The organism is Streptomyces sp. NBC_00654 (assembly GCF_026341775.1).
Classification (GTDB): Bacteria; Actinomycetota; Actinomycetes; order Streptomycetales; family Streptomycetaceae; genus Streptomyces.
The window spans coordinates 765,945-790,691 of the sequence record NZ_JAPEOB010000003.1 but is presented as its reverse complement, the minus strand read 5'-3'; the positions used below and the strand labels follow the sequence as shown (position 1 = coordinate 790,691).

Below are 24,747 nucleotides of genomic sequence, written 5' to 3'. Positions count from 1 at the left end.
GTACGCACTGTCGCCCCGGAACCGCGGGGCCCGGGGCCGGTGCGGCCCGCTGCCGGGGCCCGGAACACGGGCGGCCGGGAGCGCACACCGCCCGGTGGCCCGGGGGCCCGGAGTGCGGACGGCCGGGGTCCGGACGCGCGGACATTCATCCCGGATTCCGGGACATGGCCGTGAGGCGTCCGCCGGGACAGGCTTCAGTCATGACAAACGAAACTGTTCTCGTGATCGGCGGCACCGGCAAGACCGGCCGCCGGGTGGCCGCACAGCTCCGTGAGCGGGGCGTGGAGCCCCGCATCGCCTCCCGGTCCGCGGAGATCCCGTTCGACTGGGCGGACCCCGGCACCTGGGCGGCGGCCCTCGACGGGGTCGCGGCCGCCTACATCGTTCCGTACGACATCTCGCCCTCGCCGACCCCCGCCCTGGTGAAGCAGGCGGTGGCGAGCGGAGTGCGGCGGCTGGTGCTGCTGTCGGCCCGGGGCGCGAACGTGCCGGGGTACTTCGGGGCCTCGTACGACGGTGAGGGGCCGCACGCCCAGGGGGAGGCCGCGGTGCGGGCCTCCGGAGTCGAGTGGACGATCCTGCGGCCGGGCTGGTTCGCCCAGAACTTCAGCGAGGGCGTCTTCGCCGACGGCGTGACCGGCGGTGAACTCATGCTGCCCACCGGGGACGGCAAGGCCGCGTTCGTCGACGCCGAGGACATCGCGGCGGTGGCCGTCGCCGCGCTCACCGAGGACGGCCACGCGGGGCAGGTGTACGAGCTGTCCGGCACCCGGGCGCTCGGTATCGACGACGTACTCGCCGAGATCGCCGTGGCCACCGGGCAGCGGGCCCGCTATGTCCCCGTCGACGAGGCGGATTTCCGGGCCGGGCTCGTCGCCCAGGGGGTCCCGGACGTCGAGGCCGCGCTCTGGACCGACGCGCTGAAGCCGGTCCGGACCAGCCAGGAGGCCCCGGTCGTCGACGGGGTACGGCGCGCGCTCGGCCGGGAGCCGCGCGACTTCGCCGAGTTCGTACGGGACGCGGCCGCGGGGGGCGCCTGGCAGGCGTGAGCGTGCGGGGAGAGGCTGGAGTGCGGCGCGCGGGGAGAGGCGGGCGCGCGGGGAGGGGCGGGCGCGCGGGTGGGGCATGGGGCCGGTGGGGCATGGGGGCGGTGGCTACCGTGTCCACCGGCCCGGCCCACCGGCCCGGCCCGGCTTCTCCCCCCGATCCGGAGCCCCCGGTCCGAAGCCGCCCGATCCCGACCTCCCACGATCCCGACCTCCCACGATCCGGATGTCCCCCGATCCGGAGCCCGCGATTCAGCCCGCCGGGGCTTCCCGTTCTTGCCGTTCTCTCCGCTCCGGGCGCGGGAGGGACCCGGCCGCCCGGCGGTACGCGCTCGGGCTCTCGCCCCGGAGCCGCTTGAATGCCGCGCTGAAGCCGAAGGCGTCCGCGTACCCCACCCGGCGGGCCACGGCCGCCACCGTCAGTTCCGGGCGGGTGAGCAGGTCGGCCGCCAGGGTCATGCGCCACTCGGTCAGATACGCCACCGGCGCCTCCCCGACGATTTCCGTGAAGCGCTTCGCCAGCGTCGTCCGCGACACCCCGGCCCGGGTCGCCAGCCCGGCCGTCGTCCACGGGTGGGCCGGGTCCTCGTGCATCGCGCGCAGGGCGGGCCCCGCCACGTCGTCGCCCAGGGCGCGGTACCACTTGGGCGGATCCGCCTCGGGGCGGTCGAACCAGTCCCGCAGCGTGCACACCAGCAGCCAGTCCAGCAGTCGGTCGAGCACGATCTGCCGACCGGGCCGTACCCCGGCGATCTGGGCCTCCAGGTAGTCGCGCATCGCCGTGCAGTCATGGTCGTCCGGCACGACGAGTACCGGGGGCAGTACCCGGAGCAGCCGCTGCGGCACCTCCGCCTGTACGTCGTAGGTGGCGGCCAGCAGGACGGTGGGGCCGGTGAGCTCGTCGTCGTCGGCCGGGCCCTCGCCCGGCCGGCCGTCGGGCCAGCGCACCTCCCGTACCGGGGTCCCCGTCCCCGGCCTCGTCCCCGCGGCCGGTTCGTCGGTGAAGAGGAACGGCGCCGGACCCCGTACGATCGCGGCCTCGCCGAGCCCCACCCGGTGCGGCGCGCCGCCGCCCTCCGGGACGATCCACCCGGCCCCCCTCAGCGGCACGCACAGGGTCAGGTACGCCCCGTCCGTGAACCGCAGGGACCACGGCGGATACAGCACCGAACGGCCGAACACCGCCCCCTTGCCCCGCACGCCCCGCAACAGTTCGTCGAACACGTCCATGGTCCAACCGTACGCAGTTCCGGTGCCGCTCCGGACGATCGCCCATGGGCCGCGGACGGGCGGCCATGGTTCCGGCCCCGGGCGGGCGCGCGGGGCCGAGGTCCCGGCGCCGGTACTGTCCCGGCCGCCCGTACGGTTCGCGCGCCCGTACGGTTCAGGCCGCGCGTGCCGTGCGCTTCGCGATGCTGTGGGCGATCTTCCCGGCGTCCCGGGCCATTTCGCGGAACATGCCGCTGATCGGGTTGGTGAATCCGGTGAAGTACAGGCCGGGTGCCTGCTTGGGCGCACGGCCGCCGTGCGTCACCGGCCTGCCCCGCGCGTCCAGTACGTCCAGGTGGCCGACCAGGTTCTCCAGGGCCCGCCGGTAGCCGGTCGCCGCGATCACCGCGTCCGGGGTGATCCGGGTGCCGTCGGCCAGCACCACCGTGTCCCCGTCGAAGGACTCCACGGTGGCCACCGGGACCACCCGGCCGCTCTTCACCGCGTCGATCAGCCCCACGTCCTGGACCGGGATCGCCCCGTCCTTGACCCGTGAGTAGAGGCCCGTGTCCGGGCGGGGGAGGCCCTGTCCGGCGAGGTCGGGCACGGCGATCCGGGACAGCAGCCGCCCGGCCCGGTCGACGAGCCGTACGGGCAGCCGGCGCACGAGGATGCCGGTCGCCTGCGCGGGCCAGCCGGCGGTGGACCGGCGCACGATGTGCGGGACGGTGCGTACCGCGATCCGTACCCGGGAAGCGCCGCCCTCCACCAGGTCCACGGCGATCTCCGCCCCGGTGTTGCCGATGCCGACGACCAGGACGTCCTTGTCCGCGTACGGGGCGGGGGCGCGGTACTCCGAGGCGTGCACCAGCTCCCCGGTGAACGTGTCGAGGCCCGGCCACGCGGGTGTGCGCGGAGTGTGGTTGTGGCCCGTGGCCACCACGACCGCCTGCCCGGTCAGCACCCGGCCGCCGCTGGCGGCGAGCTGCCAGCCGGTGCCGTCGGCGGTCCGGTCGACGCGGGACACCTCGACGCCCGTCACCACTTCCAGCTCGTGGTGATCGGTGTACTTCTCCAGGTACCGCACGACATCGTCCCGGGACACCCACCGGCCGAACCGGCGCGGCATCGCCAGCCCCGGCAGGGCCGACCAGCGGCGGGTCGTGTGCAGGCGCAGCCGGTCGTAGTGGCGGCGCCAGGACGCGCCGACGGCGTCCGACTTCTCCAGGACCACCGCCCGCAGTCCCCGCGCGCGCAGTTCGGCGGCGACGGCGAGTCCGCCCGGACCGCCGCCGATGACATAGACGGGTCTGGTGGACGGGCCGGTGAGGGACGCGCGCTCGGACATGCTTCGGAGCGTAATGGCGTGCGGTGTTGATGGGTCTCGGTCAAGGCGGAAATCGATTGCGAATTGATCACGAGTGCCTGCGCGAGGGCCTCCTCGCTCACTCCGGTCGAGCGCGCCCCTTGCGGACTCCGGTCGCCATCAGGTGAACTGACGTGCCGTCAGATTCGCGACCGGGAGGGGCCCTGATGCAGACCATCTGGCTGGGCGGAGCGGAATGGCTGGCCGTCCTCCGTATAGGACTCGGCCTGTGGTGGCTGGAGAGCTGGCGGCACAAGGACAAGAAGGGCTGGTTCGAGCGGGGCACGGGCATCGCCTGGGCGGCCGACGTGGCGGGCAAGCACCGATGGGCGGTGGTGCGCACCGGCTTCGAACGCGTCGTCGCGCCACGCCCCAAGGTCATGGCCCACCTCGTCGTGTACGCCGAACTCGCCCTGGGACTCGGCCTGGTCGCCGGATTCCTCACCCCGGTCGCCCTGGTCGCCGGGCTGCTGCTCAACCTGCTCTATCTGGTCCTGATGATCCACGACTGGGCCGAGCAGGGGCAGAACGCGATGATGGCGCTGATCTCCCTCGTCGCCCTGTTCGCCATGTCCTGGCAGACCTGGTCCCTCGACGAAGCGATCGGACTCTTCCTGTGACGGCCGCCCCCCGCTACGACCTGCCGGAGCCCGACGCCTTCACCCGCCCCTACTGGGACGCGGCCGCCGAGGGCCACCTGCTCCTGCGCCGCTGCGCGGCCTGCGGGCGCGCCCACCACTACCCCCGCGAGTTCTGCCCGCACTGCTGGAGCGAGGACGTGACCTGGGAACGGGCGTCCGGCCTCGCCACGCTCTACACCTGGTCCGTCGTCCACCGCAACGACCTGCCGCCCTTCGGCACCCGCACCCCGTACGCCGCCGCCGTCGTCGACCTGGCAGAGGGGCCCCGGATGATGACGGAGATCGTGGACTGCGCGGAGGCGGACCTGGCCATCGGGATGCCGCTCCGGGTCACGTTCCGGCAGGAGGAGGGGCGGGAGGCCGTCGCGGTCTTCCGGCCGCGAGGCTGAACCCCGGCGGCCCGTGGGCCACTCGATGGGAGGCCGGCGACCGGCCCGGCCGCGTTCCGAAGCCGTCGTGCCGAGTCGTTCCCAAGTCGTCGTTCCGAGTCGTTCCCAAGTCGTCGTTCCGAGTCGTCCCCAGGCCGTCGTGCCGAGTCGTCCCCAGGCCATGAGCGCTGAACCCGCGGCCGTGAATTCCTCCCCGGGGTCGCCGTCTCACAGCCCCGTCTCACAGCCCCGGCGCGCCCCAGACCGGGAACCAGCGGGCGAGGTCCTTCTCCACTCGCAGGTCGTCGCCGAGTGTGGCCCTGACCTGCAACTCCAGCTGGTTGTCACGCTTCTCGGTACTGCCCGGCACCGGGGCGAAGGGATAGAACGTGCCGCGCTTGTAGAGGTACACCAGCGCGAGTGGGCGCCCCTCCCGGTCCCGGAAGCCGATCAGGGAGCAGAGCAGGTGCGGGCCGAAACCGCCGTCCTGGAGCAGGGTGTTCACCGCGTGGAGGTCGTTCACCAGCGCGGCCGTGTCCTCGGGCGGCCGGCGGGTGAGCAGCCAGGTGTAGCCGTACGTGTCACGGCTGAACTCCACCGGGACGCCGCCCCGGCCCGTGTCCGCGTCCAGCAGTTCCCGTACGTCCTCCTGGACCCGGGCGAAGCCGCCGCCCTCCACCCCCGCGAAGCACACCGACCCCAGGCCCGTCGGTGCGAAGCCCGCGCCGGCCTGGAGGGTGAGCGCGGCCGAGGGGACGGCGAAGAGCTGGTCGAGGTCGGGGCGGACCGGTTTGCTCCGGCCGAGGATCGAGTCGAGCAGGCCCACGGGGCTTCTCCTTCGGGAATCGGGCGGGGCCCTGGGGCGGGTCGCCGGAAGCGGTGTTCCTACGGGCGGGACAGGTCCGCCGAGATGCGGGCCAGCTGGTCGAGGCGCTGTTCGAGGGTGGGGTGCGAGGAGAGCAGCCTGCCCAGGCTCTCCTTGGAGGAGAAGGCCGGGACGAAGTAGAAGGCGTTGTACGGCTCCGCCTTGCGCAGGTCCTCGGTGGGGATGCGGGCCATCTGGCCGCTGACCTTGGTCAGGGCCGAGGCGAGGGCCGAGGGACGGCCGGTGAGCAGGGCGGCCGTGCGGTCGGCGGACAGCTCGCGGTAGCGGGAGAGCAGCCGGGTCAGCAGGAAGCTGAGCGCGTACACGACGGCGCTGATCAGCGGGATCAGCATCACGATGATGCCCGCCGGGTCATTGCCCCGGCTGCGGGCGAAGCCGCCCCACAGGGCCACCCGGGTGATGACGCCCGCCAGCACTCCGAGGAACGACGCGATCGTCATGACGGCGACATCGCGGTGCGCGACGTGCGACATCTCGTGCGCGAGGACACCCTCCAGCTCCTCGGGTTCCAGTCTGCGGAGCAGTCCGGTGGTGGCGCAGACGAGGGCGGTCCGCTCGCTGCGGCCGGTGGCGAAGGCGTTCGGTACGTCGCTCCGCGCGATCGCCACCCGCGGTTTGGGCATGTCCGCCAGGGCGCAGATCCGGTCGATCGCACCGTGCAGCTCAGGGGCCTGCTCGGGGGTGACCTCGCGGGCCCCCATGCCGTACGCGGCGATGCGGTCGCTGAACCAGAACTGGGCGACGAAGAGGCCGCCCGTGATGATCAGGATGATCGGCCAGGACCCACGCAGCACCGCCAGGAGTACGCCGACGAGAACGACGTACAGCAGACCGATGAAGAACATGGTGCTCACCATGCGGGTGGTCAGACCGCGGTCCGGGGCGTACCGCGAACGGGCTCGTGGCATCGGTGCCTCCCAACAGCTCACCTGTCTCCCATAGTGCCCCTTTTTTGTTGAAATCGAATAAGACCGACCGGCAAATGGGGGGCGGGAGAAGGAGCGGGGCTGGGTGCGTGCGGCTGCAAGGCGGAGGATTGAGGCAGATGGGGTCTCCCCTGCTCGAGCGCAGCCGAGAGCTTGGGGAAGGAGCCATGGTGATTGACGACAACGCCGCAGATGTGCGTACCCAGCCCCGCGACGCCGCCCTCCATTTGCCGGTCGGTCTAAATGGGTGCCGTCTCAGGGCCAGAGCAGTTCCCGCACCCACGCCCCGTCCTCCAGGCGGTAGCGCAGCCGGATGTGCCGTCGCCGGGCGTCGCCCTGGAAGAACTCGGCCTCGTGCGGCTCGACCGTGTAGCGCGTCCAGGTCGGCACCTCGGCGTCCGGCTCCGCCCGTGCCCGCTCCCAGGCCGCGTCGGCGGCGCGGGCCAGCTCCTCGCCGGAGCCGAGGACGTCGCTCTGCGACCCGGTCAGGGCCGCGGCCAGTGCCCCGGTGGACCGGGCGTGCAGATCGGCGCTGCTCTCGGCCGGGGCGCACACGGTGACCGGGCCGCGGACGCGTACCTGCCGCCCCTGGGCCGGCCAGTAGAAGCCGAGCGCGGCGTACGGGCGGGCGGCGAGCTGGCGGCCCTTCGCGCTGGTGGCGTGCGTGGCGAAGTGCCAGCCCCGGTCGTCCACGTCGTGCAGCATCAGCGTCCGTACGTCGGGGTGGCCCCCCGCGTCGACGGTGGCCAGCGTCATCGTGTGCGGCTCGGGCTGCCCGGCGGCCACGGCCTCGGCGAACCAGGCGTGAAAGAGGGGTACGGGGGAGTGCGGTGCGGTGGCCGGGTCGAAGCCGGGAAGGTCGGTGTCCCAGACGCGCTGGGCGTGCAGAAGGTCGCGGAAAGCGCGCTGGGTGTCGGAGGTCGCGTCGTTCATGCGGCCTCATCATTCACGCAGCCCGTGAGTCACGGCTCACGCGGCCCGGTGAGTCGCGCGGGACCGCGCCGGTCGTGGCTGTGCGAGCGGGCCGCCCGCCCCCTCGGCCCCGACCTTCTCGACCCCGTCCCCCCGGCCCCGCCCCTCGGCCCCGTCCTCTCTCGACCCCGCCCCCCGGCCCCGCCCCCTCGGCCCGTCCTCTCTCGGTCCGCCCCCAGCTCGCTCCCCCGTTGGCCCTCAGTCCCGTTCCCCTCAGTCCCGTTCCCCTCAGCCCCGCCCCAGGACCACCGTCCCCGACGAGCAGAACCAACCGCCCGTCCCCGAGGCCACCGCCAGCTCCGGCAGCCGCCCGCCCGCGCGTCTCACCTGGCGCTCGCCCGCCTCGCCGCGCAGTTGCCGTACTGCCTCCACCAGCAGGAACAGCCCGCGCATCCCGGGGTGACAGGCGGAGAGGCCGCCGCCGTCCGTGTTCACCGGCAGCTCGCCCGTCAGGCCCGTCCGGCCCTTCTCCACGAACGCGCCGCCCTCGCCCTTGGCGCAGAACCCCAGGTCCTCCAGCGTCACCAGCGTCATATAGGTGAACGCGTCGTAGATCTCGGCGAGGTCGATGTCGGCGGGCCGCACCCCGGCCCGTTCGAAGGCCAGCCGGCCCGATACGGCGGCGGGGGAGACGGTGAAGTCCTCCCACTCGGACATGGTGGAGTGCGAGACGTGCTCCCCGGTGCCGAGGACCCACACCGGGGCCTTCGCCGTGTCCGGTACGTACTCCGCCGCCGCCAGCAGCACCGCGCAGCCACCGTCGCTGCGGACGCAGCAGTGCAGTTTGGTGAACGGGTCCGCGATCATCGGGCCGGACAGCACGTCGTCCACCGTGATGGGGTCCCGGAACATCGCGTCCGGGTTGGCCGCCGCGTTCGCCCGCGCCCGCACCGCCACCTCGGCGAGCTGTTCCAGCGTCGTGCCGTACTCGTGCATGTGGCGGCGGGCGGCCATCGCGTACTTGGCGATCAGCGAGTGCCCGTACGGCACCTCGAACTGGAGCGGGCCGCGCGCCCCGAACGACAGGTTCGACGTGCGGCGGCCCGCCTTGATGTCGGCCCTGGCCGTGGACCCGTAGACCAGGAGTACGGCGTTGGCGCGACCGGCGGCGATGGCGTCCGCCGCGTGCGCCGCCATCACCTCCCAGGTCGCGCCGCCGACCGCCGTGGAGTCCACCCAGGTGGGCTTGAGGCCCAGGTACTCGGCGACCTCGACCGGGGCGAGCGTGCCCAGACCGGCCGAGGCGAAGCCGTCGACGACCGAGCGGTCCAGGCCCGAGTCGGCCAGTGCCCGGCGGGCGGCCTGGGCGTGCAGGGCGTACGGGGTGGGCCCGTCGACGCGTCCGCAGTCCGCGAGGGATATGCCGACGACAGCGACCTTGCGCGGGGGGGAGGAGGGTGAGGAAGGCATGAATCTGACGGTACATCAGATGCGGTCGGGTGCGGCCTCCGTGGAGGCCGCGTTCTCGCGGCGTGGGTGCGCGGGGGCGGAGGTGGGCGCGGGGGTGCGGGGGTGCGCGTGGTGCGGCAGTCTGGGATTCTCGCCACTTCCCGCCTAACATGACGGACCGTCAGATCGGGGGCCGCCGGCTCCCGAGGGGAAGGAGCCCGAGATGGACGCCGCCTTCACCGCGGAGCAGCACGAGATCCGCCGCACCCTGCGCGCACTCCTGGTCACCCACTGCGGACCCGGCGAGGTCCGCGCCGCCGCGGACACCGCACCCGGCTACGACGAGGCCCTGTGGCACCGGCTCGCCCGGGAGCTGGGGCTGCCCGGGATCGCGCTGCCCGAGGCGTACGGCGGCGTCGGCTGCGGCACCGCCGAACTGGCCCTCGCCTGCGAGGAGGCGGGCCGCGCCCTGCTGCCCTCCCCCCTGCTGGCCACCTCCGTGCTCGCCGCACCCCTGATCGCCCGGCTCGGCACCGAGGCCCAGCGCACCGCCCTGCTGCCCCGCATCGCCGAGGGCGCCCTGACCGCCGCCCTCGCGGTTCCCGGCGGCTCCCTGGCCACCGCCCTGGGCCTGACCGGCGACAACGCCGGCGGGCAGTGGGCGGGCGGCGGCCGGGCCGGCGGCATCCAGGCCCGGCCGGACGACGGCGGGAGCGAGGGGGGCTGGCGGCTGTACGGGGAGGCCGCCCAGGTGCTCGACGGCCACAGCGCCGGGCTGCTGCTGGTCGCCGCCCACACCGGAGGCTTCCCCCGCAGCCGTACGCTCCTGTTCCTCGTGCCCGCCGCGTCGGCGGCCGGCCTCGTCCGCACCCGGCAGACCGCGATGGACGGCACCAGACCGCTCGCCCGGGTCGAACTGCGCGACACCTCCGCCGAACTCCTCGGCGCCGACGACACCACGGACGCCGCGGGTGCGCTGGCCGAGGCCGGCCGTACGGTCGCCGCCGTGCTGGCCGCCGAGGCGGTCGGGGCCGCGGAGAGCGCGCTGGACCGGACCGTCGCGTATGCCGGGGAACGCGAACAGTTCGGCCGGCCCATCGGCTCGTTCCAGGCGGTGAAACACCGGCTGGCCGACCTGTACGTCCAGGTGCAGGCGGCCCGCTCGGCGGCCTACTACGCGGCCTGGGACCCGGCGGCGGGCGGGCTGGCGCTCGCCCAGGCGCTGGAGGCGCTGCGGGTCACCACGTCGGAGGCCATCCAACTGCACGGCGGCATCGGCTTCACCTGGGAACACGAGGCGCACCTCTACTTCAAGCGGGCCGCCTCCGACGAACTGCTCTTCGGCCCCGTCCACCGGCTGCGCGACCACGCGGCGCGGCAGGCGGGCCTGTTCGCGCCGGACACCGCCGGGCGCGGGGTGGCGGTCTGATGGCCCGCGGCGTCCGGCTGATCCAGAAAATCTCCTCCACCCGTGCCTTCGCGCGGATCGCCCCGCACGTGGTCCCCGCGATGGACCGCGCCGTGCACCGGCTCACCCGGGGCAGGGTGCTGCTCAGCTCCCGGATGCTGCCGGGGCTGATCCTGACGGTGCCGGGGGCGCGGAGCGGGCAGCCGCGGACCACACCGCTGGCCTGCATGCCGGAGGGCGGGGCGGACCGCAGCTGGATCCTGGTCGGCAGCAACTTCGGCCGTACGGGACATCCGGCCTGGACTGCGAATCTGCTGGCCCACCCGGACGCGGCCGTCGTCAACTGGAAGGGCCGGGACGTACCGGTGCGCGCCCGGCTGCTCCAGGGCGGGGAGCGGGCCGAGGTGTGGCAGGTGGCGCTGCGGTTCTGGCCGCCCTACGCGGCGTACCAGGCACGGGTGGAGCGGGAGATCCGGCTCTTCCGGGTGGAGCGGCGGGAGGACGCGTGACGGAGCGGACCGCCGGTGGAGTGGTGGTGGAGCGGTGGTGGAGCGGTGGTGGAGCGGTGGTGGAGCGGCGGTGGGGCGGCGGTGGGGCGGTGGGAGGGTGACCGGCCGGGTGTGACGCGGGCCGCCGAGGCCTCGGTGGGCGGGTGACGGGGCCGGGCGTCACGCCGAGGTTCCTGTCCGCGGCAGGGGGAGGGCCGGCGGCCGCGGAAGTTCCCTGGACCGGCGCGCGGTTCGGGAACGCCGACGGCGGACCACATGCGTGATCCGCCGTCGGTGAGACAGGACCTGGGGCACCCGGGACTGCCGTGCGCGCCCGGTGCGAGCGAGGGTGTCCGGTGCCGGTGCCTACCTCGTCGGTTTCTTGCCGGTGATGCCCAGATGGACCAACAGGGCCAGGTTGGGCTTCAGTTCGGCCTGCTTCACACCCCAGGTGGTGAAGCCCTTCTGGTGCGAGGCGACCGAGGCCAGCATCGCGACCAGTGAGCCCGCCATCGCCGCGGGGCTGATGTCCTTGTCGACCTTGCCCTTGGCCTGGAGCTCCTTGACCGAATCGGTGAGGGAGTTGGTGACCGAGTTCAGGATCTTCATGCGGATCTTGTAGAACCGCTTGTCGCCCTCGGCCGCACCGAGGTCGACCACGCGCAGGATCGCGTCGTGGCGGCGCCAGAAGTCGAGGAATCCTTCGACCAGTTCTTCGGAGGTCTGCCAGCCGGCCTTGCCGACCCAGGAGCGGCCAGCGACCAGTTCGGTCAGTCCGGCGCCCTCCTTGGCCATTTCCTCGGCGATTTCGAGGACGGCGCCCTCGACGTCGGGGAAGTACTGGTAGAAAGTCGCGGGTGAAGTCCCGGCCTTCCGGGCGACGTCGATGACTTTGACGTCCCGGTACGGCGAGGAGCTGAGCATCTCGCTGAGGCAGTCGAGCAGCTTCTGCCGCGTCGCCTGGCCGCGTCGTCCGGCCACGCGGCCGTCGACGGTGCGTACTTGTCCTGTCATGCCGTCAGCTTACCGAGGGGTGATCGGAGCGCGATTCGGCCGACTGCAAATGGGGAACGCCGCAGGACCGGAGGGGTGCGCGGAGGCGTCCGGGACTTTCCGGAACGGCATCTTCCGGTGTGTGCCGCCCGGCGGGCATTAGTGTTATCAACAGCCTGTGGACAACTTCGGTGGACAACTTTCGTCCACAGGGGTGCTGGATCTTCACGATTCGGGCGAATGTTCTCTATGCGCGGGCCGGATGTCCGCCGCGGGTGGGCCGGAGCCCCGTCGCGACCGGCCGGGTGCGTCAGGAGTGCGCCGGGGCGCGGAGTGCGGGGTGCGACGTTACGTTGACTGTGACGGGCGTCACTGCGACGGAAGGATCCGGGCCCATGGCCGCATTCGCGCACTCCGCGCCGTGCTGGGTGGATGTGCAGCTCTCCGACCTCGAAGCGGGCAAGCGCTTCTACGGCGGGCTCTTCGGCTGGACCTTCCGGGCGGGCGACGGCATGCCCTTCGCCGACGCCTACAGCGACGGCCGTCTCGTGGCGGCCCTCGCCGCGAAGAGCGACGGCCGGATGCCCACCGCCTGGGGTGTCTACTTCTCCACCGACGACATCCGGGCGACCGTCACCGCGATCCGGGCGGCGGGCGGCCAGGTGATCACCGAGCCGGTGCACGCGGGGCGTGCCGGGATCGTGGCGCAGGCCGCCGACCCCGGCGGTGCGGTCTTCGGGCTGTGGCAGGCGGGTGACCGTGCCGGCTTCGAGGCGCAGAACGAGCCGGGCACCTTCTGCTGGACCGAGGTCTACACACGGCAGCCGGAACGTGTCGACCCCTTCTACGAGAAGGTCTTCGGCTTCCGGGGCACCGACCTGGACGAGGCGGCGGGCGGCGACGCCTCCGGCACCGCCGAATCACTCGTCGACTTCCGGCTGTGGTCCCCGGCGGGCACCGAACCCGGCCCCGACACCGCGGTCGGGGGGCGCAGTGTCATCACGGACGCCTTCCCCGCCGAGATGCCCAGCCACTTCCTCATCCACTTCGCCGTCGCCGACTGCGACCGGACCGTCGAGACCGCCGTACACCTCGGCGGCCGGGTCACCGCGCCGCCGTTCGACATCCCGTACGGGCGGATGGCCGTCCTCCACGACGACCAGGGCGCCGCCTTCGCCGTACTCCAGCCCTCCGAACTGCTCCCGTGACCACCGACGGCTTCCGTGTCCCCCGAACGGCCGCCGGAACCGATCCCGCACGGCTTCCGTGATCCGAACGGCTTCCGAAATCACTTCGACGGCCGTTGTGTGCGGATAGCGGGCGAAGTGACATGAGACACCCTGATCCGCCCCCGGGTTCGCAACCGGCACCCGAGCCAGGAAGAATCGGGGTGCGCACCGCCAGGTGGTGCCCAGTGGTGAGACGCTGCACAGGGCGGGAATACGCGGGCTTCTGTTCCTGAGGTCCGTACGGGGAGGTGGCAGGCAAGTGGTGGAGCAGCTGACGCAGCACGACCCGAGGCGGATCGGCCCGTTCGAGGTGCTGGGACGGCTCGGCGCCGGCGGCATGGGGCTGGTCTATCTCGCGCGCTCGGCATCCGGCCGACGGGTGGCGATCAAGACGGTCCGTACGGAGCTCGCCGAGGACCAGCTGTTCCGGGTCCGCTTCACGCGTGAGGTGGAGGCCGCCCGCGCCGTCAGCGGTTTCTACACGGCCGCCGTGGTCGACGCCGACCCCCGTGCCGCCGTGCCGTGGCTGGCCACCGCCTATGTGCCCGCGCCCTCCCTCGAGGAGATAGTGAACGAGTGCGGGCCCATGCCGACCCAGGCCGTGCACTGGCTGGCCGCCGGGATCGCCGAGGCCCTCCAGTCCATCCACGGCGCGGGCCTCGTCCACCGCGACCTGAAGCCGTCCAACGTCCTGGTCGTCGAGGACGGCCCCCGGGTGATCGACTTCGGTATCGCGTCCGGCGTCTCCAACACCCGGCTGACCATGACGAACGTCGCCGTGGGCACCCCCGCCTACATGTCTCCCGAGCAGGCGCGCGACTCGCGCAGCGTGACCGGTGCCAGCGACATCTTCTCGCTCGGCTCGACACTCGTCTTCGCCGCCACCGGCCATGCCCCGTTCCACGGGGCGAACCCGGTCGAAACAGTGTTCATGCTGCTCCGGGAGGGCCCGGACACCGAGGGGCTGCCGGACGACCTGCGGCCGCTGATCGAGTCCTGCATGCAGATGGACGCCTCGCTGCGGCCCAGCCCCGCCGACCTCCAGGCCAGGCTCGCCCCGCACCTGTTCGCCTCCGGGAGCGACGACAGCGGTACGGCGTCGGCCTGGCTGCCCGCGCGGGCCACCGCGATGATCGAGCAGCGCCGGGGCGGCGGCCGTACCGCCGCGCCGGTCGCCCCCGCCCCGGTGGCCGCACCCCCGCCGCCCCCGCGTCCGCCGCGCGCCCCGGACACCGGATGGCGCAGCGACGCCGATCTGCGCTCCCCCACCCCGCTCTCCTCGCCCGCCCCCATGTCGTCCCCGGCACCCGACGGCGGCCCGGTGCGGCTGGCCGGGGCGCAGGTGCCGATCGGTCCCGGTCCACGTGCCGGGGAGGGGCGCGGTGCCGCCGCCGCGCATCCGGCGGCGGCCACCGGCTGGGTCAGGGCGCCCGCCGGGCTGATCGGAGGGGCCACCGGGCAGACGGCCCCGACCGCCCCGGTGCCGCCCCCGGCCGTCGCGCCGGACGTGGTGCCGGACCGCTGGCGGCCCTGGCGTTTTCGCATGTCGAACGATGTGTGGGGGACGCCCATCGTCTCCGGCGACCTGCTGTACGTGACGTCCTTCGAGGTGCACGCGCTGGACGTGGGCAATGGCCGGCGCCAGTTCAAGACCCGGGACGTGGCCTGGGCGATGGCCGTCGACGGGGGCAGGATCCACGCCTCGGACGGCCCGTCGCTGTACGCGCTGGACGCGGCGAGCGGTGCCGAACAGTGGCGGCTGCGGACCGACGCCTGGGTGTACTGCCTGAAGGCCGACCGGGGCACCGTCCTGACGGCCACCCGGGGCGGCGGCGTCCAGGCGTGGGAGGCGTCCAGCGGCGAGAAGCTGTGGGAGGTCACGGGCGTCCAGGCGGACTTCGAGACGCCGGAGTCCGGGCCCGTGATACACGACGGCACGGTGTATCTGTGGCAGGACGCCCGGCTGCGGGCCGTGGACGCCCGCAGCGGCCTGGAGCGCTGGTCGTACCCCATCGGCGACGCGGCCTCCTGCGGCGGTGTCCCGGTCCGGGTGACCCCGGCCCCCGACGGATACGTCTACATCGCGGCGGGGACACGGGTGCTGGCCGTCGACACGGACTCGGGCCGGGTGAGCTGGCACTTCGAGTCGCCCGCCGTCTTCCTGTCGCCGCCCGCGTTCGCGCCCGGCCCCGCGGTCACCGGGGGCGGGGTGTACCTCGCCGACTACCTCGGCACGGTGTACGCGCTCGACGCGTCGACCGGCAAGGACCGCTGGCGGATCGCCACGGAGGCCCGGCAGTCCATCGAACCCGTGCTGGTCACGGCCGGGAACGTGCATGTGGGCAGCGGCAGCGCGCTGTACACCCTGGACGCGGTGACGGGCACCCCGAAGTGGCGGTTCGCCGCGGGCGGCGATGTCGTGGGCGCCCCGGTCGTCGCCGACGGCCGTGTGCACTTCGGCTCCGCCGACCATGTGCTGTACACCCTGGACGCGGCGGGCGGCCAGCTCCGCTGGAAGCTCGCCACGGGCGGCGAGATCACGGGCTCACCGGTCGCGCGGGCGGGTGTCGTGTACGCCTGCAGCAAGGACCGGTGCGTGTACGCGCTGGACGCGCTCAAGGGCACCGGCACGGGGAACAAGGCCCGCGCGTAGTCCGGCTCCGCGGAGGCTGTGCGGTCAGCTCTGAGGCGGCTGCGGCGGCTGTTGCGGCGGCTGCTGCGGAGGCCGGTTCGCGTCCCCGGAGCCCTGAACGTCCCCGGAGCCCTGAACGTCGCCGGGGTCCCGGGAGTGGCTGGGGTCCCTGGGGTCCCTGGGGTCCGGCCCGGTGTACGGCTCCGGCTCCGGTTCCGGCCAGGGCGACGTCTGCGCGGACATCCCCGGCTCCTGCGTGGGCGGCCAGGTGTCCGGGTGCTCCTGGCCGGGCGCGGGATAGGGCTCCGTACGCCGCGCCACCCGCTTCGGCCGCCCCGACATCAGCAGCGCCCCCAGCAGGATCAGCACCCCGCCGGCCAGCGCGCCCGCCACCCCCCACTGCAGCCCGGACCCGTCCGAGGCCACCGCCAGGCTGCCCGCCGCCTGGCCCTGGCGGACCATCCACAGCACGGTGAAGCCGAGCACCACCACGCCCGCGAACGCCACCAGCGGCCGCGACCGGAGGATCACTCCGACCACCACCACCAGTGCGGCGAACAGGAACGGCAGCAGGATCGAGGACATGACCGCGGACGAGGTGGCGGTGATTCCGCCGAAGAGGTCCTGGATGCGGTAGTCGTGGCCGAGCCGGCTGTCGTACCAGCGTCTGAACGGGCTCTGGACGGCGCCCGCCGCTCCGATGAGGGCGACGACGGAGCCGAGGACGTTGCGGATCATCATCAGCCTCCTGCGGCGCTCGCCGTATGTGCCTGCGGCGCGCGGCGCCCGTCGGCGTCCACGCCCGGCCCCCGGACGACGCTACGCCCGGCAGGTCACCCCCGCCACACGGACCATGACGGGACCGTGACAGGGTCATGACTTGGTCTTGGGTCTTCGGCCGCCATGCTGTGGGCGGGAGAAGACGGCGGAGCAGCGGAAGACGACAACACAAGGGGGGCTGCATCGATGGTGCGGCGGCGTATGAGGTTCGCGGCGGTCCTGGTCGTGGTGGTGCTGGCACTCACCGGATTCTCGACCTCCAGCAGCGGGGGCAAGGGCGGCAAGAGCCGCAGCGGGAAGAGCAGCGGCTCGGGCGGTGGCGGCTGCTCCAACTCCAAGAAGAGCAACGGCGGTTACCACGACACCGACGACGACTACGACAGCTCGTCGAGCAGTTCCTCCGGCGGCACCGACTACGGGACGCCGACCCCCACCGCCACGGCGTCCGACGCCCCCGAGGTCCGGGTCGTCCGCTGCGCCCAGCCCCGCAAGGGCAAGCGCAAGGCCGTCACCTCGTCCGTCGTGGAGCTGAGGTCCACGGCGGTCGGCTCGCAGACGTACGAGGTCGAGGTGACGTTCCTCGACGCCCTCGGCAACACCGTCGACTCCGCCGGGACCACCGCGACGCTCGACCACGGCGACGTCAAGGACCTCGCCGTGCGCATGGACAGCCCCCGCAAGGTGTCCAAGGTGAAGCGCTGCCGGGTCACGGCGGAGCCGCGCCCCTGACGGCGGGGCGCCCCCGAACGACGGGGCGGGGAGCGGGCGCGCTCACCGCAGCCGGGGAGCCCCGCCCCCGCCCCGTCCCGCGAACAGCTCCGCCTGCCGCTCCGGCGCCAGATTGCCGAGCGCGATGAGGTGCGGAGCCTGTGCCATGGCCTGGGTGCGGGCCGCCTCCTTCGCGGACCACACCGCCCGTACGGTGCCCTGGACCGCGTCCGTCGGGTACGAGGCGATCGTGGCCGCCGCCCGGACCGCCGCCGCCACCGCGCCACCGGCCGGGGTGATCTCGCTGACCAGCCCGGTCTCGTACGCACGACGGGCCGTCACCCGTTCGGCCGTGCCCATCAGGGACATCCGGGCCACCTCCCCGAACGGCATCCGCTGGGCCATGGTGATCGCCTCGTAGGCGCTGACCATTCCGTACGTCGTGTGCGGGTCGAAGAAGGTCGCCTCCTCCGAGGCCACGACGAACTCGGCCTCGCCCAGCAGATAGAAGGCGCCGCCGCAGGCCATCCCCTCCACGGCCGCGATCACCGGTTTCCACAGGTCGTTCGCCTTCGGCCCGATCCTCAGCAGCGGATCGTCGAGGGAGTACGGGGACGACGGCTGCGGAACCTCGGCGCCCCGGTCGATCCCGGTGCAGAAGGCCCGGCCGCCCGCCCCGGTGAGGACGACGGCCCGCACGCTCTCGTCGAAGCGGAAGTCCCGCCAGCGGGCGGCCAGGTCACCCGCCATGGCGAGGTCGATGGCGTTCAGCTTCTCCGGCCGGTCCAGGGTGACCACGGCGACCCCGGTCTCCCGGTCCCTCTCCGTGCGCAGCGTCATCGCTCAGCGCTCCAGCAGCCAGCGGACCACGGTCATCTCCGGCGTGAGGGGGCAGAAGACGGCCCGTACCGCCGCGCCGATCCGCAGCCGCCCCGGATCCACGGAGTTCAGCGGGGCCGCCGGCCCGGACACCACATTGCCGACCAGCCGGATGTGCGGGGCGTCGGTCAGCTCCACCACGACCGCGTTGTACGGGGCCTGTTCGGCGTACGCCGGGAGCAGCGGCGGGTGCGGCAGCACATACGACCAGATGCGGCCGCGTCCGCTCATCGCCCGCCACTCGCTGTCGAAGGACTGGCAGTGCGGGCAGCAGGGCCGGGGCGGGAAGCGCAGTTCGCCGCAGGCGGGGGAGGCGCAGGCCTGGACGCGGAGCTCACCGGCGGCGGCGTACTCCCAGAAGGGCGCCCCGTCCTCGTCGACGACGGGCAGCAGCAGGGAATCGGGGGTCTGCATCTCGGCTCCTCAGCTCCTCAGCAGTACGGCGGAGGTGGGCACGCCCTCACCGGCGGTGACCAGGCAGGTGGCGGCATCGGGCACCTGGGCGGTGGAGGTCCCGCGCAGCTGCTTGACCCCCTCGGTGATCAGGTTGAAGCCGTGCACATACGCCTCGCTGAGGCCGCCGCCCCCGGTGTTGATGGGCAGCCGGCCGCCGCTCTCCAGCGCCCCGCCCTCGGTGAACGCGGCGCCCTCGCCGCGCCCGCAGAAGCCGTAGCCCTCCAGGGAGAGCGGGATCAGCGGGGTGAACGCGTCGTAGATCTGCGCGACATCGACGTCGCCCGGCCCGAAGTCGGCCTGCTTCCACAGCTGCCGGGCCGCAGTCCAGGCGGGGCCGGTGAGCGGGTCGTCGTTCCAGTAGTTGACCATGCCGTGGTGCTGGGCGGGCAGGCCCTGGGCGACGGAGTGGATGAACACGGGCCTCTGCCGGCAGTCGCGGGCGCGTTCGGCGGAGACGATGACGCAGGCCAGCGCCCCGTCGGTCTCCAGGCAGTTGTCGAAGAGGCAGAGCGGATCGCTGATCCAGCGGGAGGTCATGTACATCTCCCGGGTCAGCGGCCGTTCGTACATCATCGCGCCGGGGTTCTGGTTGGCCCGGTTGCGGCAGGCGAGCGCGACGTTGAAGAGATGGTCGCGGGTGGCCCCGTACTCGTGCATGTACCGCCGGGCCAGCATGCCGATCTCGTCGGCCGGACGCAGCAGCCCGTAGGGGCGGGTCCACTGGGCGGGGGTGGGCAGCTGTACGGCGGTGTTCTTCCAGGGCCTCGGACCCGAGCCCCGTTTCCGGGACCGCCAGGCCACTCCGACGCTCGCCTGTCCGGTGGCGACGGCGGCGGCCAGATGCGCGACGGTCGCGCAGGAACCCCCGCCCCCGTAACCGGCCTTGGAGAAGAAGGTGACATCGCCGGCCCCGATGGCCTTGGCGATCTCGACCTCGTCGGTCTCCTCCATCGTGTACGAGGCGAAGGCGTCGACCTCCGAGGCGGCGATCCCCGCGTCGTCGAGAGCCGCCACGATGGCGCGGCAGGCGAGGGTCTTCTCGGACTCGGGGAGCCGTTTCGCGAAGGCCGTCTGTCCGATTCCGGCTATCGCCGTCATGTCCTTGAGCGTCGCCATCCGTGCACCTCCCGGAACGTCCTGACTGCTGACAGCGCCAGAGGCTACAGCTAATCTGACGGATAGTCAGCTAGTGCGGTTCGGTTCGGCGGGAGGACGTGCGATGCGTGGCGACGAGGAGTGGGGCAGCATCCCGGGGCTGGTACGGGACGCGGCCGGGCGGTACGGCGACCGGGAGGCGGTGGCCGAGGGCCGCACCCGTCTCTCGTACACCGAACTGGGCGAGCAGGTGGAACGGGCCGCCGCCGCGTGCCTGGCCTCGGGCGTGGAGCCGGGGGACCGGGTCGCGATCTGGGCCCCGAACACCCTGGACTGGATCGTCTCCGCGCTGGGGGCGGTGACGGCGGGGGCGGTGCTGGTCCCGCTGAACACCCGGTTCAAGGGCACGGAAGCGGCGTACATACTCCAGCGGAGCCGCGCGAAACTGCTGTTCGTCACGGGCACGTTCCTCGGTACGTCGTACGTCGCCTCGCTGCGCCGCTCGGACGTGGAACTCCCGCACCTGGAAACCGTGGTGGTCCTCGCCGACAGCGCTCCGCAGGACTACGTCACCTGGAAGGAATTCCTGGTGCGGGGCGAGCGGATCCCCCGCGTGGAGGTCCGTGCCCGCGCCGACGCGATCGCCCCCGAAGATCCGTCCGACATCATCTACACCTCGGGCACCACGGGCCGCCCCAAGGGCGCGGTGATCACACACGCCCAGACGCTGCGCTGCTACGCGATCTGGAGCGAGCTGGCCGGTCTGCGCGAGGGCGACCGCTATCTGATCGTGAACCCGTTCTTCCACACCTTCGGCTACAAGGCGGGCATCATCGCCTGTCTGATGCGGGGCGCGACGATGGTGCCGCAGCCGGTGTTCAACGTGGACACGGCCCTGGCCAATATCGCCGCCGAGCGCATCTCGGTCCTGCCGGGCCCGCCCACCCTGCACCAGTCCCTGCTGGACCATCCCTCCCGCGCGGCGCACGATCTCTCCGCCCTGCGCCTGGTGGTCACCGGCGCGGCGGTCGTCCCCCTCCGGCTGGTGGAGCGGCTGCGCACCGAACTGCACATCTCCACCGTCCTGACGGCGTACGGCCTCTCCGAGGCGAGCGGCATCGTCACCATGTGCCGGCGGGGCGACCCGGCGGAGGTCATCGCCACCACCTCCGGCCGGGCGATCCCCGGTACGGAGATCCGGGTCCTGGCCGAACCCGGCAGCCCCGGCGAGGTCCTGGTGCGCGGCTTCCACGTCATGCGGGGCTACTTCGAGGACCCGGACACCACGTCCGCCACGCTCACCCCCGACGGCTGGCTCCGCACCGGCGACGTGGGGGTGCTCGACGGGGCGGGCAACCTCCGCATCACGGACCGGATCAAGGACATGTTCATCGTCGGCGGCTTCAACGCCTACCCCGCCGAGATAGAGCAGCTCCTCGGCCTCCACCCGGACGTGGCGGACGTGGCGGTGATCGGCGTCCCGGACCCCCGGCTGGGCGAGGTCGGCAAGGCGTACGCGGTACGGCGCCCGGGGACGACGGTCACCGCGGACGACCTGATCGCCTGGGCACGCCGCGAGATGGCGAACTTCAAGGTGCCCCGGTCGGTGGAGTTCGTCACCGAACTGCCGCGCAACGCCGGGGGAAAAGTGCTGAAGGGCGAGCTGCGGGGCATGTAGCGGCGCGCGCACGCGAGCGGGGCCCGGACCGTTTCGGTCCGGGCCCCGCTCTCCGTACCCGCGTCCCCCGTGTGCGGATGTACGGCGGCCGCGACGGCTCCCCCTCCGCGCCGCCGCGGCCGTTCCCCGTGTGGTGAAGGTCTACTTGGCCGGCTTGAACGGCTCCGACGTGGCGTGCTGGTCCAGCGTGGTCACTTCTTCACCCGTCGCGTGCTGGTCCTGAGTCGTGACCGGCGTCGTGGGTTCGCCCGTGGCGTGCTGGTCCGCCGGCTTGAAGATCGGGTCCTGCTTCTTGGCGTCGGCCATGATGGTCAACTCCTTCTCTGCGTGCACTGCGCAATGGGTGGCGAGGCCCGCCCGGCTGTTCCCCCGAACACTGCCGGACGGGCCTCTTCGGGCCGCTCACCTTAATCGGTGTGGCCGCTGTCGCCCCGTCTGCCCCCCGACGCGACGGATCGACAGGTACGAGAATGTCCGGTGGCGATAAACGAACGATGAACGCCCTCGTTCGTCAGGACGCGGAGGCCGGTGAGAGCAGCGCCCGCACCGCGTCCGCCTCCGGGGAGCCGAGCTCCTCGTAGATGGAGAGCGCCTCGCGCCAGCAGACCTGGGCGCGTCCGGTCTGCCCGATTCCGGACAGCGCGCGCCCCAGCACGGTCAGGACGTTTCCCCGCCGCCACTCCCCGCCGATGCCGCGCAGGACGGTCAGCGCCAGCTCCGAGTACTGGGCGGCCTGTGCGGGGCGGCCGGAGGCGATGTCGACCTCGGCCAGCCGGAACATGGCCATGCCCTCCCACAGCCGCTGACGGCTGTCGCGGAAGATCTCCAGGGCCTCGGTCAGCTGGTCGGTCGCCTCCTTGAACCGTCCGCTCTGGGTCAGCGCCATGCCCAGCGCGTAGCGGCCGTTGGCGCCCCGCAGCGCGTGGCCGAGGGAGTCGTAGATCTCTATGCCCGACCGGGCCAGCGTGATGGCGCTGCCGGTCCGTCCCGTGGCCAGGTGTATGCGGGAGAGGTTGCACAGGGCGCTCGCCTCGCCCGGCCGGTTGCCGTCGCTGCGGAAGGCGTCTATGGCCTGGTTCAGGAACGCCTCGCCGTCCGTGTGGCGGTTCTGGTAGAGGGCGATGATGCCGCGGGCGTTCGCCGCCCAGCTGGCCGGCAGCAGGTCCTGGACGGTGTCCGCCAGCCGCATCGCCTCCTGCGCCTCGCGGTCGGCGTGGTCGAACCGGCCCGCCAGCTGGTGCGCGTTGGCCAGCGACATCACGGCGCGGCCCTCCGCCCGCGGGTCGTCGCACTTCCTGGCCGCTTCCCGCACGGTCATGGCCGCAGCCTCGTACTGCTTAGCGTTCGCGCCCGACTCGCCCAGGTCCAGGGCGGCGTAGAGCAGGTCCACGGCGCGCCGGAGCGTCGGCGGGGCGCACGCCTGGGTGACACAGGCGAGCAGGTTCGTGGCCTCCGTGTAGAGCCAGTCCAGGGCCGAGTGGCGGTCGGGGAGGGCCAGTCCCGCGTGCCCGGTCGGCTCCAGATGGTCCACCAGCCGGTCGCCCGGCCGCTCCAGCGCGTAGACCCGGGCGGTCGTCGCCAGATAGAAGTCCAGCAGCCGTGACAGCGCCAGCTCCCGCTCCACCGGCGGCTGTTCGTCGCGCTCGGCGCAGGCACGCGCGTAGAGGCGTACGAGGTCGTGGTAGCGGTAGCGGCCCGGGGCCGCCGACTCCAGGAGGCTCGTGTCGACCAGCGCCTCCAGCAGGTCCTCCGCCACGTGCGGTTCCAGGTTCAGCAGCGCGGCGGCCGCCGCCAGCGAGATGTCCGGGCCGTCCGCGAGGCCCAGCAGGCGGAAGGCGCGGGCCTGGGCGGGCTCCAGCTGGCCGTAGCCGAGCTCGAAGGTGGCCTTGACCGCGAGGTCGCCCGCCTGGAGTTCGTCCAGCCGACGGCGCTCGTCGGCCAGTTTGGCGGCGAGGACGGAGACGGTCCAGGTGCGGCGGGCGGCCAGGCGGGAGGCGGCGATACGGATGGCCAGGGGCAGGAAGCCGCAGGAGGCCACCACGTCCAGCGCCGCCTCGCGCTCGGCGCCGACCCGCTCCGTGCCCACGATCCGGGTGAAGAGCTGGAGCGCTTCCTCCGGGGACATCACATCGAGGTCCACCAGATGCGCGCCGGCCAGGTCGACCATGCGGACCCGGCTGGTGACCAGGGCCGCGCAGCCCGCCGTACCGGGGAGCAGGGGGCGGATCTGGGCCGCGTCATGGGCGTTGTCCAGCACGACCAGGATGCGGCGGCCGTCCAGGGTCGAGCGGTACAGGGCCGCCCGTTCGTCCAGGGTGTCCGGTATCGCCGAGTCGGCGGTGCCGAGCGCGCGCAGGAACGAGCCGAGCACCGTCTCCGGCTCCGCCGCCCGGGAGCCCGCCCCCTGGAGGTCGACGTACAGCTGGCCGTCCGGGAAGTGCGGGCGGGCCTGGTGGGCGACATGGACGGCGAGGGTCGTCTTGCCGACGCCCCCGATGCCGGCCAGCGCGGACACCGCCATCACCGAGCCCTCGGCGGTGGCGAGCCGGGCCCCCAGCTCCATCACGAACGAGGTGCGGCCGGTGAAGTCGGGGACCGTGGCCGGGAGCTGGGCCGGGCGGACCGGGGCGGGCGGCGGGGCCGGCTCGTCGGCCGGGCGGGCCAGCTCCTCGTCGGCCTGGAGGATGCGCTGCTGGAGCTGGGCCAGCTCCGGGCGCGGGTCGACGCCCAGTTCCTCGGCGAGCAGCCGGCGGGTGTCGGCGTACACCGCGAGGGCCTCGGCCTGGCGTCCGCTGCGGTACAGGGCGACCATCAGCAGTTCGCGCAGCCGCTCGCGCAGCGGGTGCGTGGCGGTGAGCGCGGTCAGTTCGGAGACCGCCTCCGCGTGGCAGCCGACCTCCAGGTCCAGATCGAGCCGGGTCTCGGTGAGCTGGAGGCGCCATTCCTCCAGCCGGGTGCGCTGGTTCTCCGCGTACGGGCCCGGTACGGAGGCGAGCGCCTCGCCGTCCCACAGGCCCAGCACCTTGTTGATCAGGGTGCGGGCCTGGCAGCGGTCGCCGCTCGCCCGGACCTTCTCCGCCTCGCCGGCCAGCTCCTGGGCGAGGTTGAGGTCCAGCGCGTCCTGCGGTGTCCGGATCGCGTAGCCGCCCGACTCGCTGTCCAGGGTGTCCGGGCCGAGCGCCTTGCGCAGCCGCGAGGCGTACGTCCGTACCGCCGCCAGCGCCTGGAGCGGCGGCTCCTCGCCCCAGATCGCGTCGATGAGTTCGGCCGCGGTGGCCGTCCGGCCGTCCCGCAGGAGCAGTGCGGTGAGCAGGGCCCGCTGCTGCGGGGAACCGGGGGGCAGCAGTTCGCCACCGCGCCAGGCGCGTACGGGACCGAGTACGGCGAACCGCAGTGCGCCACCGGCCGCGGGTTCTTCCGGAGCACGCTGCTCCGGCACACGCACGCGTGGCCCGTGGTGACGGTCCATTGATGCCCCCTGTCCTGCTCGCCTGCCGGTCCTGCCGGTGGTGCCCGTGCCGGATTGCCCGCCTGTGCGTCGATGTAGGGCGGGTATCCGGATTGCTCCGTACCGCTGGTATCGCGCTCAACAGTCTGC

At 73.1% G+C, this 24,747-nt stretch carries 22 protein-coding genes; 9 read left to right on the top strand and 13 right to left on the bottom strand.

All coding sequences use genetic code 11. The annotated features are described in order from the left end of the window. Positions 1–200: 200 nt before the first annotated feature. Entirely contained in the window at positions 201–1,049 is an 849-nt protein-coding gene (locus OHA98_RS35910; RefSeq protein ID WP_266931911.1) for an NAD(P)H-binding protein, read from the top strand. Between the two features lie 249 nt (positions 1,050–1,298). Here the strand turns inward: OHA98_RS35910 and OHA98_RS35905 are convergent, their stop codons facing one another. Both OHA98_RS35905 and OHA98_RS35900 read right to left on the bottom strand, forming a co-directional pair. After that, the gene (locus OHA98_RS35905; RefSeq protein ID WP_266931910.1) at positions 1,299–2,276 is read right to left on the bottom strand and encodes an AraC family transcriptional regulator; all 978 of its coding nucleotides are present in this window, start codon (positions 2,274–2,276) and stop codon (positions 1,299–1,301) included. A 154-nt stretch (positions 2,277–2,430) separates the two neighbouring features. Beyond that, positions 2,431–3,603, bottom strand: coding sequence for an NAD(P)/FAD-dependent oxidoreductase (locus OHA98_RS35900; protein ID WP_266931908.1), 1,173 nt, complete (start codon positions 3,601–3,603; stop codon positions 2,431–2,433). Between the two features lie 185 nt (positions 3,604–3,788). On the opposite strand from OHA98_RS35900, the gene OHA98_RS35895 reads away from it, so the two are divergent. Continuing rightward, positions 3,789–4,241 carry a DoxX family protein gene (locus OHA98_RS35895; RefSeq protein ID WP_266931907.1) on the top strand — a complete coding sequence of 151 codons (453 nt, stop codon included), beginning with the start codon at positions 3,789–3,791 and terminating at the stop codon, positions 4,239–4,241. Then, positions 4,238–4,651 (top strand): Zn-ribbon domain-containing OB-fold protein, encoded by a 414-nt coding sequence (locus OHA98_RS35890; RefSeq protein WP_266931906.1) that lies wholly within the window; start codon positions 4,238–4,240, stop codon positions 4,649–4,651. The genes OHA98_RS35895 and OHA98_RS35890 overlap by 4 nt, the downstream gene beginning before the upstream one ends. Before the next feature lie 220 nt (positions 4,652–4,871). On the opposite strand, the gene OHA98_RS35885 is transcribed toward OHA98_RS35890, so the two are convergent. From OHA98_RS35885 to OHA98_RS35870, 4 genes are all read right to left on the bottom strand, one after another. Beyond that, positions 4,872–5,456 carry a hypothetical protein gene (locus OHA98_RS35885; protein WP_266931904.1) on the bottom strand — a complete coding sequence of 195 codons (585 nt, stop codon included), beginning with the start codon at positions 5,454–5,456 and terminating at the stop codon, positions 4,872–4,874. A 59-nt stretch (positions 5,457–5,515) separates the two neighbouring features. Further along, on the bottom strand, positions 5,516–6,424 hold the full coding sequence (gene htpX / locus OHA98_RS35880; RefSeq protein ID WP_266931903.1) for a zinc metalloprotease HtpX: 909 nt from the start codon (positions 6,422–6,424) through the stop codon (positions 5,516–5,518). Between the two features lie 273 nt (positions 6,425–6,697). Further along, a complete protein-coding gene (locus OHA98_RS35875; protein WP_266931902.1) occupies positions 6,698–7,375 on the bottom strand; it encodes a pyridoxal 5'-phosphate synthase in 678 nt (225 codons plus the stop codon). Between the two features lie 267 nt (positions 7,376–7,642). Further along, a complete protein-coding gene (locus tag OHA98_RS35870; RefSeq protein ID WP_266931900.1) occupies positions 7,643–8,824 on the bottom strand; it encodes an acetyl-CoA acetyltransferase in 1,182 nt (393 codons plus the stop codon). Positions 8,825–9,026: 202 nt separating this feature from the next. On the opposite strand from OHA98_RS35870, the gene OHA98_RS35865 reads away from it, so the two are divergent. Together OHA98_RS35865 and OHA98_RS35860 are read left to right on the top strand one after the other, a co-directional pair. Further along, positions 9,027–10,232: an acyl-CoA dehydrogenase family protein gene (locus OHA98_RS35865; protein WP_266931898.1), complete on the top strand. Its 1,206-nt coding sequence runs from the start codon at positions 9,027–9,029 to the stop codon at positions 10,230–10,232. Next, positions 10,232–10,720, top strand: a complete 489-nt coding sequence (locus tag OHA98_RS35860; RefSeq protein ID WP_266931897.1) for a nitroreductase family deazaflavin-dependent oxidoreductase — start codon at positions 10,232–10,234, stop codon at positions 10,718–10,720. The genes OHA98_RS35865 and OHA98_RS35860 overlap by 1 nt, the downstream gene beginning before the upstream one ends. A gap of 345 nt (positions 10,721–11,065) precedes the next feature. Here the strand turns inward: OHA98_RS35860 and OHA98_RS35855 are convergent, their stop codons facing one another. Continuing rightward, positions 11,066–11,713 carry a TetR family transcriptional regulator gene (locus OHA98_RS35855; protein WP_266931895.1) on the bottom strand — a complete coding sequence of 216 codons (648 nt, stop codon included), beginning with the start codon at positions 11,711–11,713 and terminating at the stop codon, positions 11,066–11,068. A 374-nt stretch (positions 11,714–12,087) separates the two neighbouring features. Here OHA98_RS35855 and OHA98_RS35850 point away from each other — a divergent pair, with 374 nt between their 5' ends. Together OHA98_RS35850 and OHA98_RS35845 are read left to right on the top strand one after the other, a co-directional pair. After that, entirely contained in the window at positions 12,088–12,900 is an 813-nt protein-coding gene (locus OHA98_RS35850) for a VOC family protein (protein WP_266931893.1), read from the top strand. A 280-nt stretch (positions 12,901–13,180) separates the two neighbouring features. Continuing rightward, positions 13,181–15,574 (top strand): serine/threonine-protein kinase, encoded by a 2,394-nt coding sequence (locus OHA98_RS35845; RefSeq protein WP_266931891.1) that lies wholly within the window; start codon positions 13,181–13,183, stop codon positions 15,572–15,574. Between the two features lie 24 nt (positions 15,575–15,598). Here OHA98_RS35845 and OHA98_RS35840 read toward each other — a convergent pair whose 3' ends face one another. After that, on the bottom strand, positions 15,599–16,291 hold the full coding sequence (locus OHA98_RS35840) for a hypothetical protein (protein ID WP_266931889.1): 693 nt from the start codon (positions 16,289–16,291) through the stop codon (positions 15,599–15,601). 228 nt (positions 16,292–16,519) lie between these two features. Between OHA98_RS35840 and OHA98_RS35835 the strand changes: the two genes are divergently transcribed. Further along, positions 16,520–17,062, top strand: a complete 543-nt coding sequence (locus OHA98_RS35835) for a hypothetical protein (protein ID WP_266931888.1) — start codon at positions 16,520–16,522, stop codon at positions 17,060–17,062. A 42-nt stretch (positions 17,063–17,104) separates the two neighbouring features. On the opposite strand, the gene OHA98_RS35830 is transcribed toward OHA98_RS35835, so the two are convergent. Genes OHA98_RS35830 through OHA98_RS35820 form a run of 3 tightly spaced genes read right to left on the bottom strand, consistent with a single transcriptional unit; the run spans position 17,105 to position 19,492 of the window. Next, positions 17,105–17,881, bottom strand: a complete 777-nt coding sequence (locus tag OHA98_RS35830; protein ID WP_266931886.1) for an enoyl-CoA hydratase/isomerase family protein — start codon at positions 17,879–17,881, stop codon at positions 17,105–17,107. Between the two features lie 3 nt (positions 17,882–17,884). Next, positions 17,885–18,334: a Zn-ribbon domain-containing OB-fold protein gene (locus OHA98_RS35825; protein ID WP_266931884.1), complete on the bottom strand. Its 450-nt coding sequence runs from the start codon at positions 18,332–18,334 to the stop codon at positions 17,885–17,887. 9 nt (positions 18,335–18,343) lie between these two features. Then, the gene (locus OHA98_RS35820; protein WP_266931883.1) at positions 18,344–19,492 is read right to left on the bottom strand and encodes a lipid-transfer protein; all 1,149 of its coding nucleotides are present in this window, start codon (positions 19,490–19,492) and stop codon (positions 18,344–18,346) included. Between the two features lie 103 nt (positions 19,493–19,595). Here OHA98_RS35820 and OHA98_RS35815 point away from each other — a divergent pair, with 103 nt between their 5' ends. Beyond that, positions 19,596–21,149 carry a FadD3 family acyl-CoA ligase gene (locus OHA98_RS35815; RefSeq protein ID WP_266931881.1) on the top strand — a complete coding sequence of 518 codons (1,554 nt, stop codon included), beginning with the start codon at positions 19,596–19,598 and terminating at the stop codon, positions 21,147–21,149. Between the two features lie 141 nt (positions 21,150–21,290). Here OHA98_RS35815 and OHA98_RS35810 read toward each other — a convergent pair whose 3' ends face one another. Beyond that, positions 21,291–21,455, bottom strand: a complete 165-nt coding sequence (locus tag OHA98_RS35810; RefSeq protein ID WP_266931879.1) for a hypothetical protein — start codon at positions 21,453–21,455, stop codon at positions 21,291–21,293. Positions 21,456–21,660: 205 nt separating this feature from the next. Beyond that, the gene (locus tag OHA98_RS35805; RefSeq protein ID WP_266931878.1) at positions 21,661–24,618 is read right to left on the bottom strand and encodes a BTAD domain-containing putative transcriptional regulator; all 2,958 of its coding nucleotides are present in this window, start codon (positions 24,616–24,618) and stop codon (positions 21,661–21,663) included. Positions 24,619–24,747: the final 129 nt, after the last annotated feature.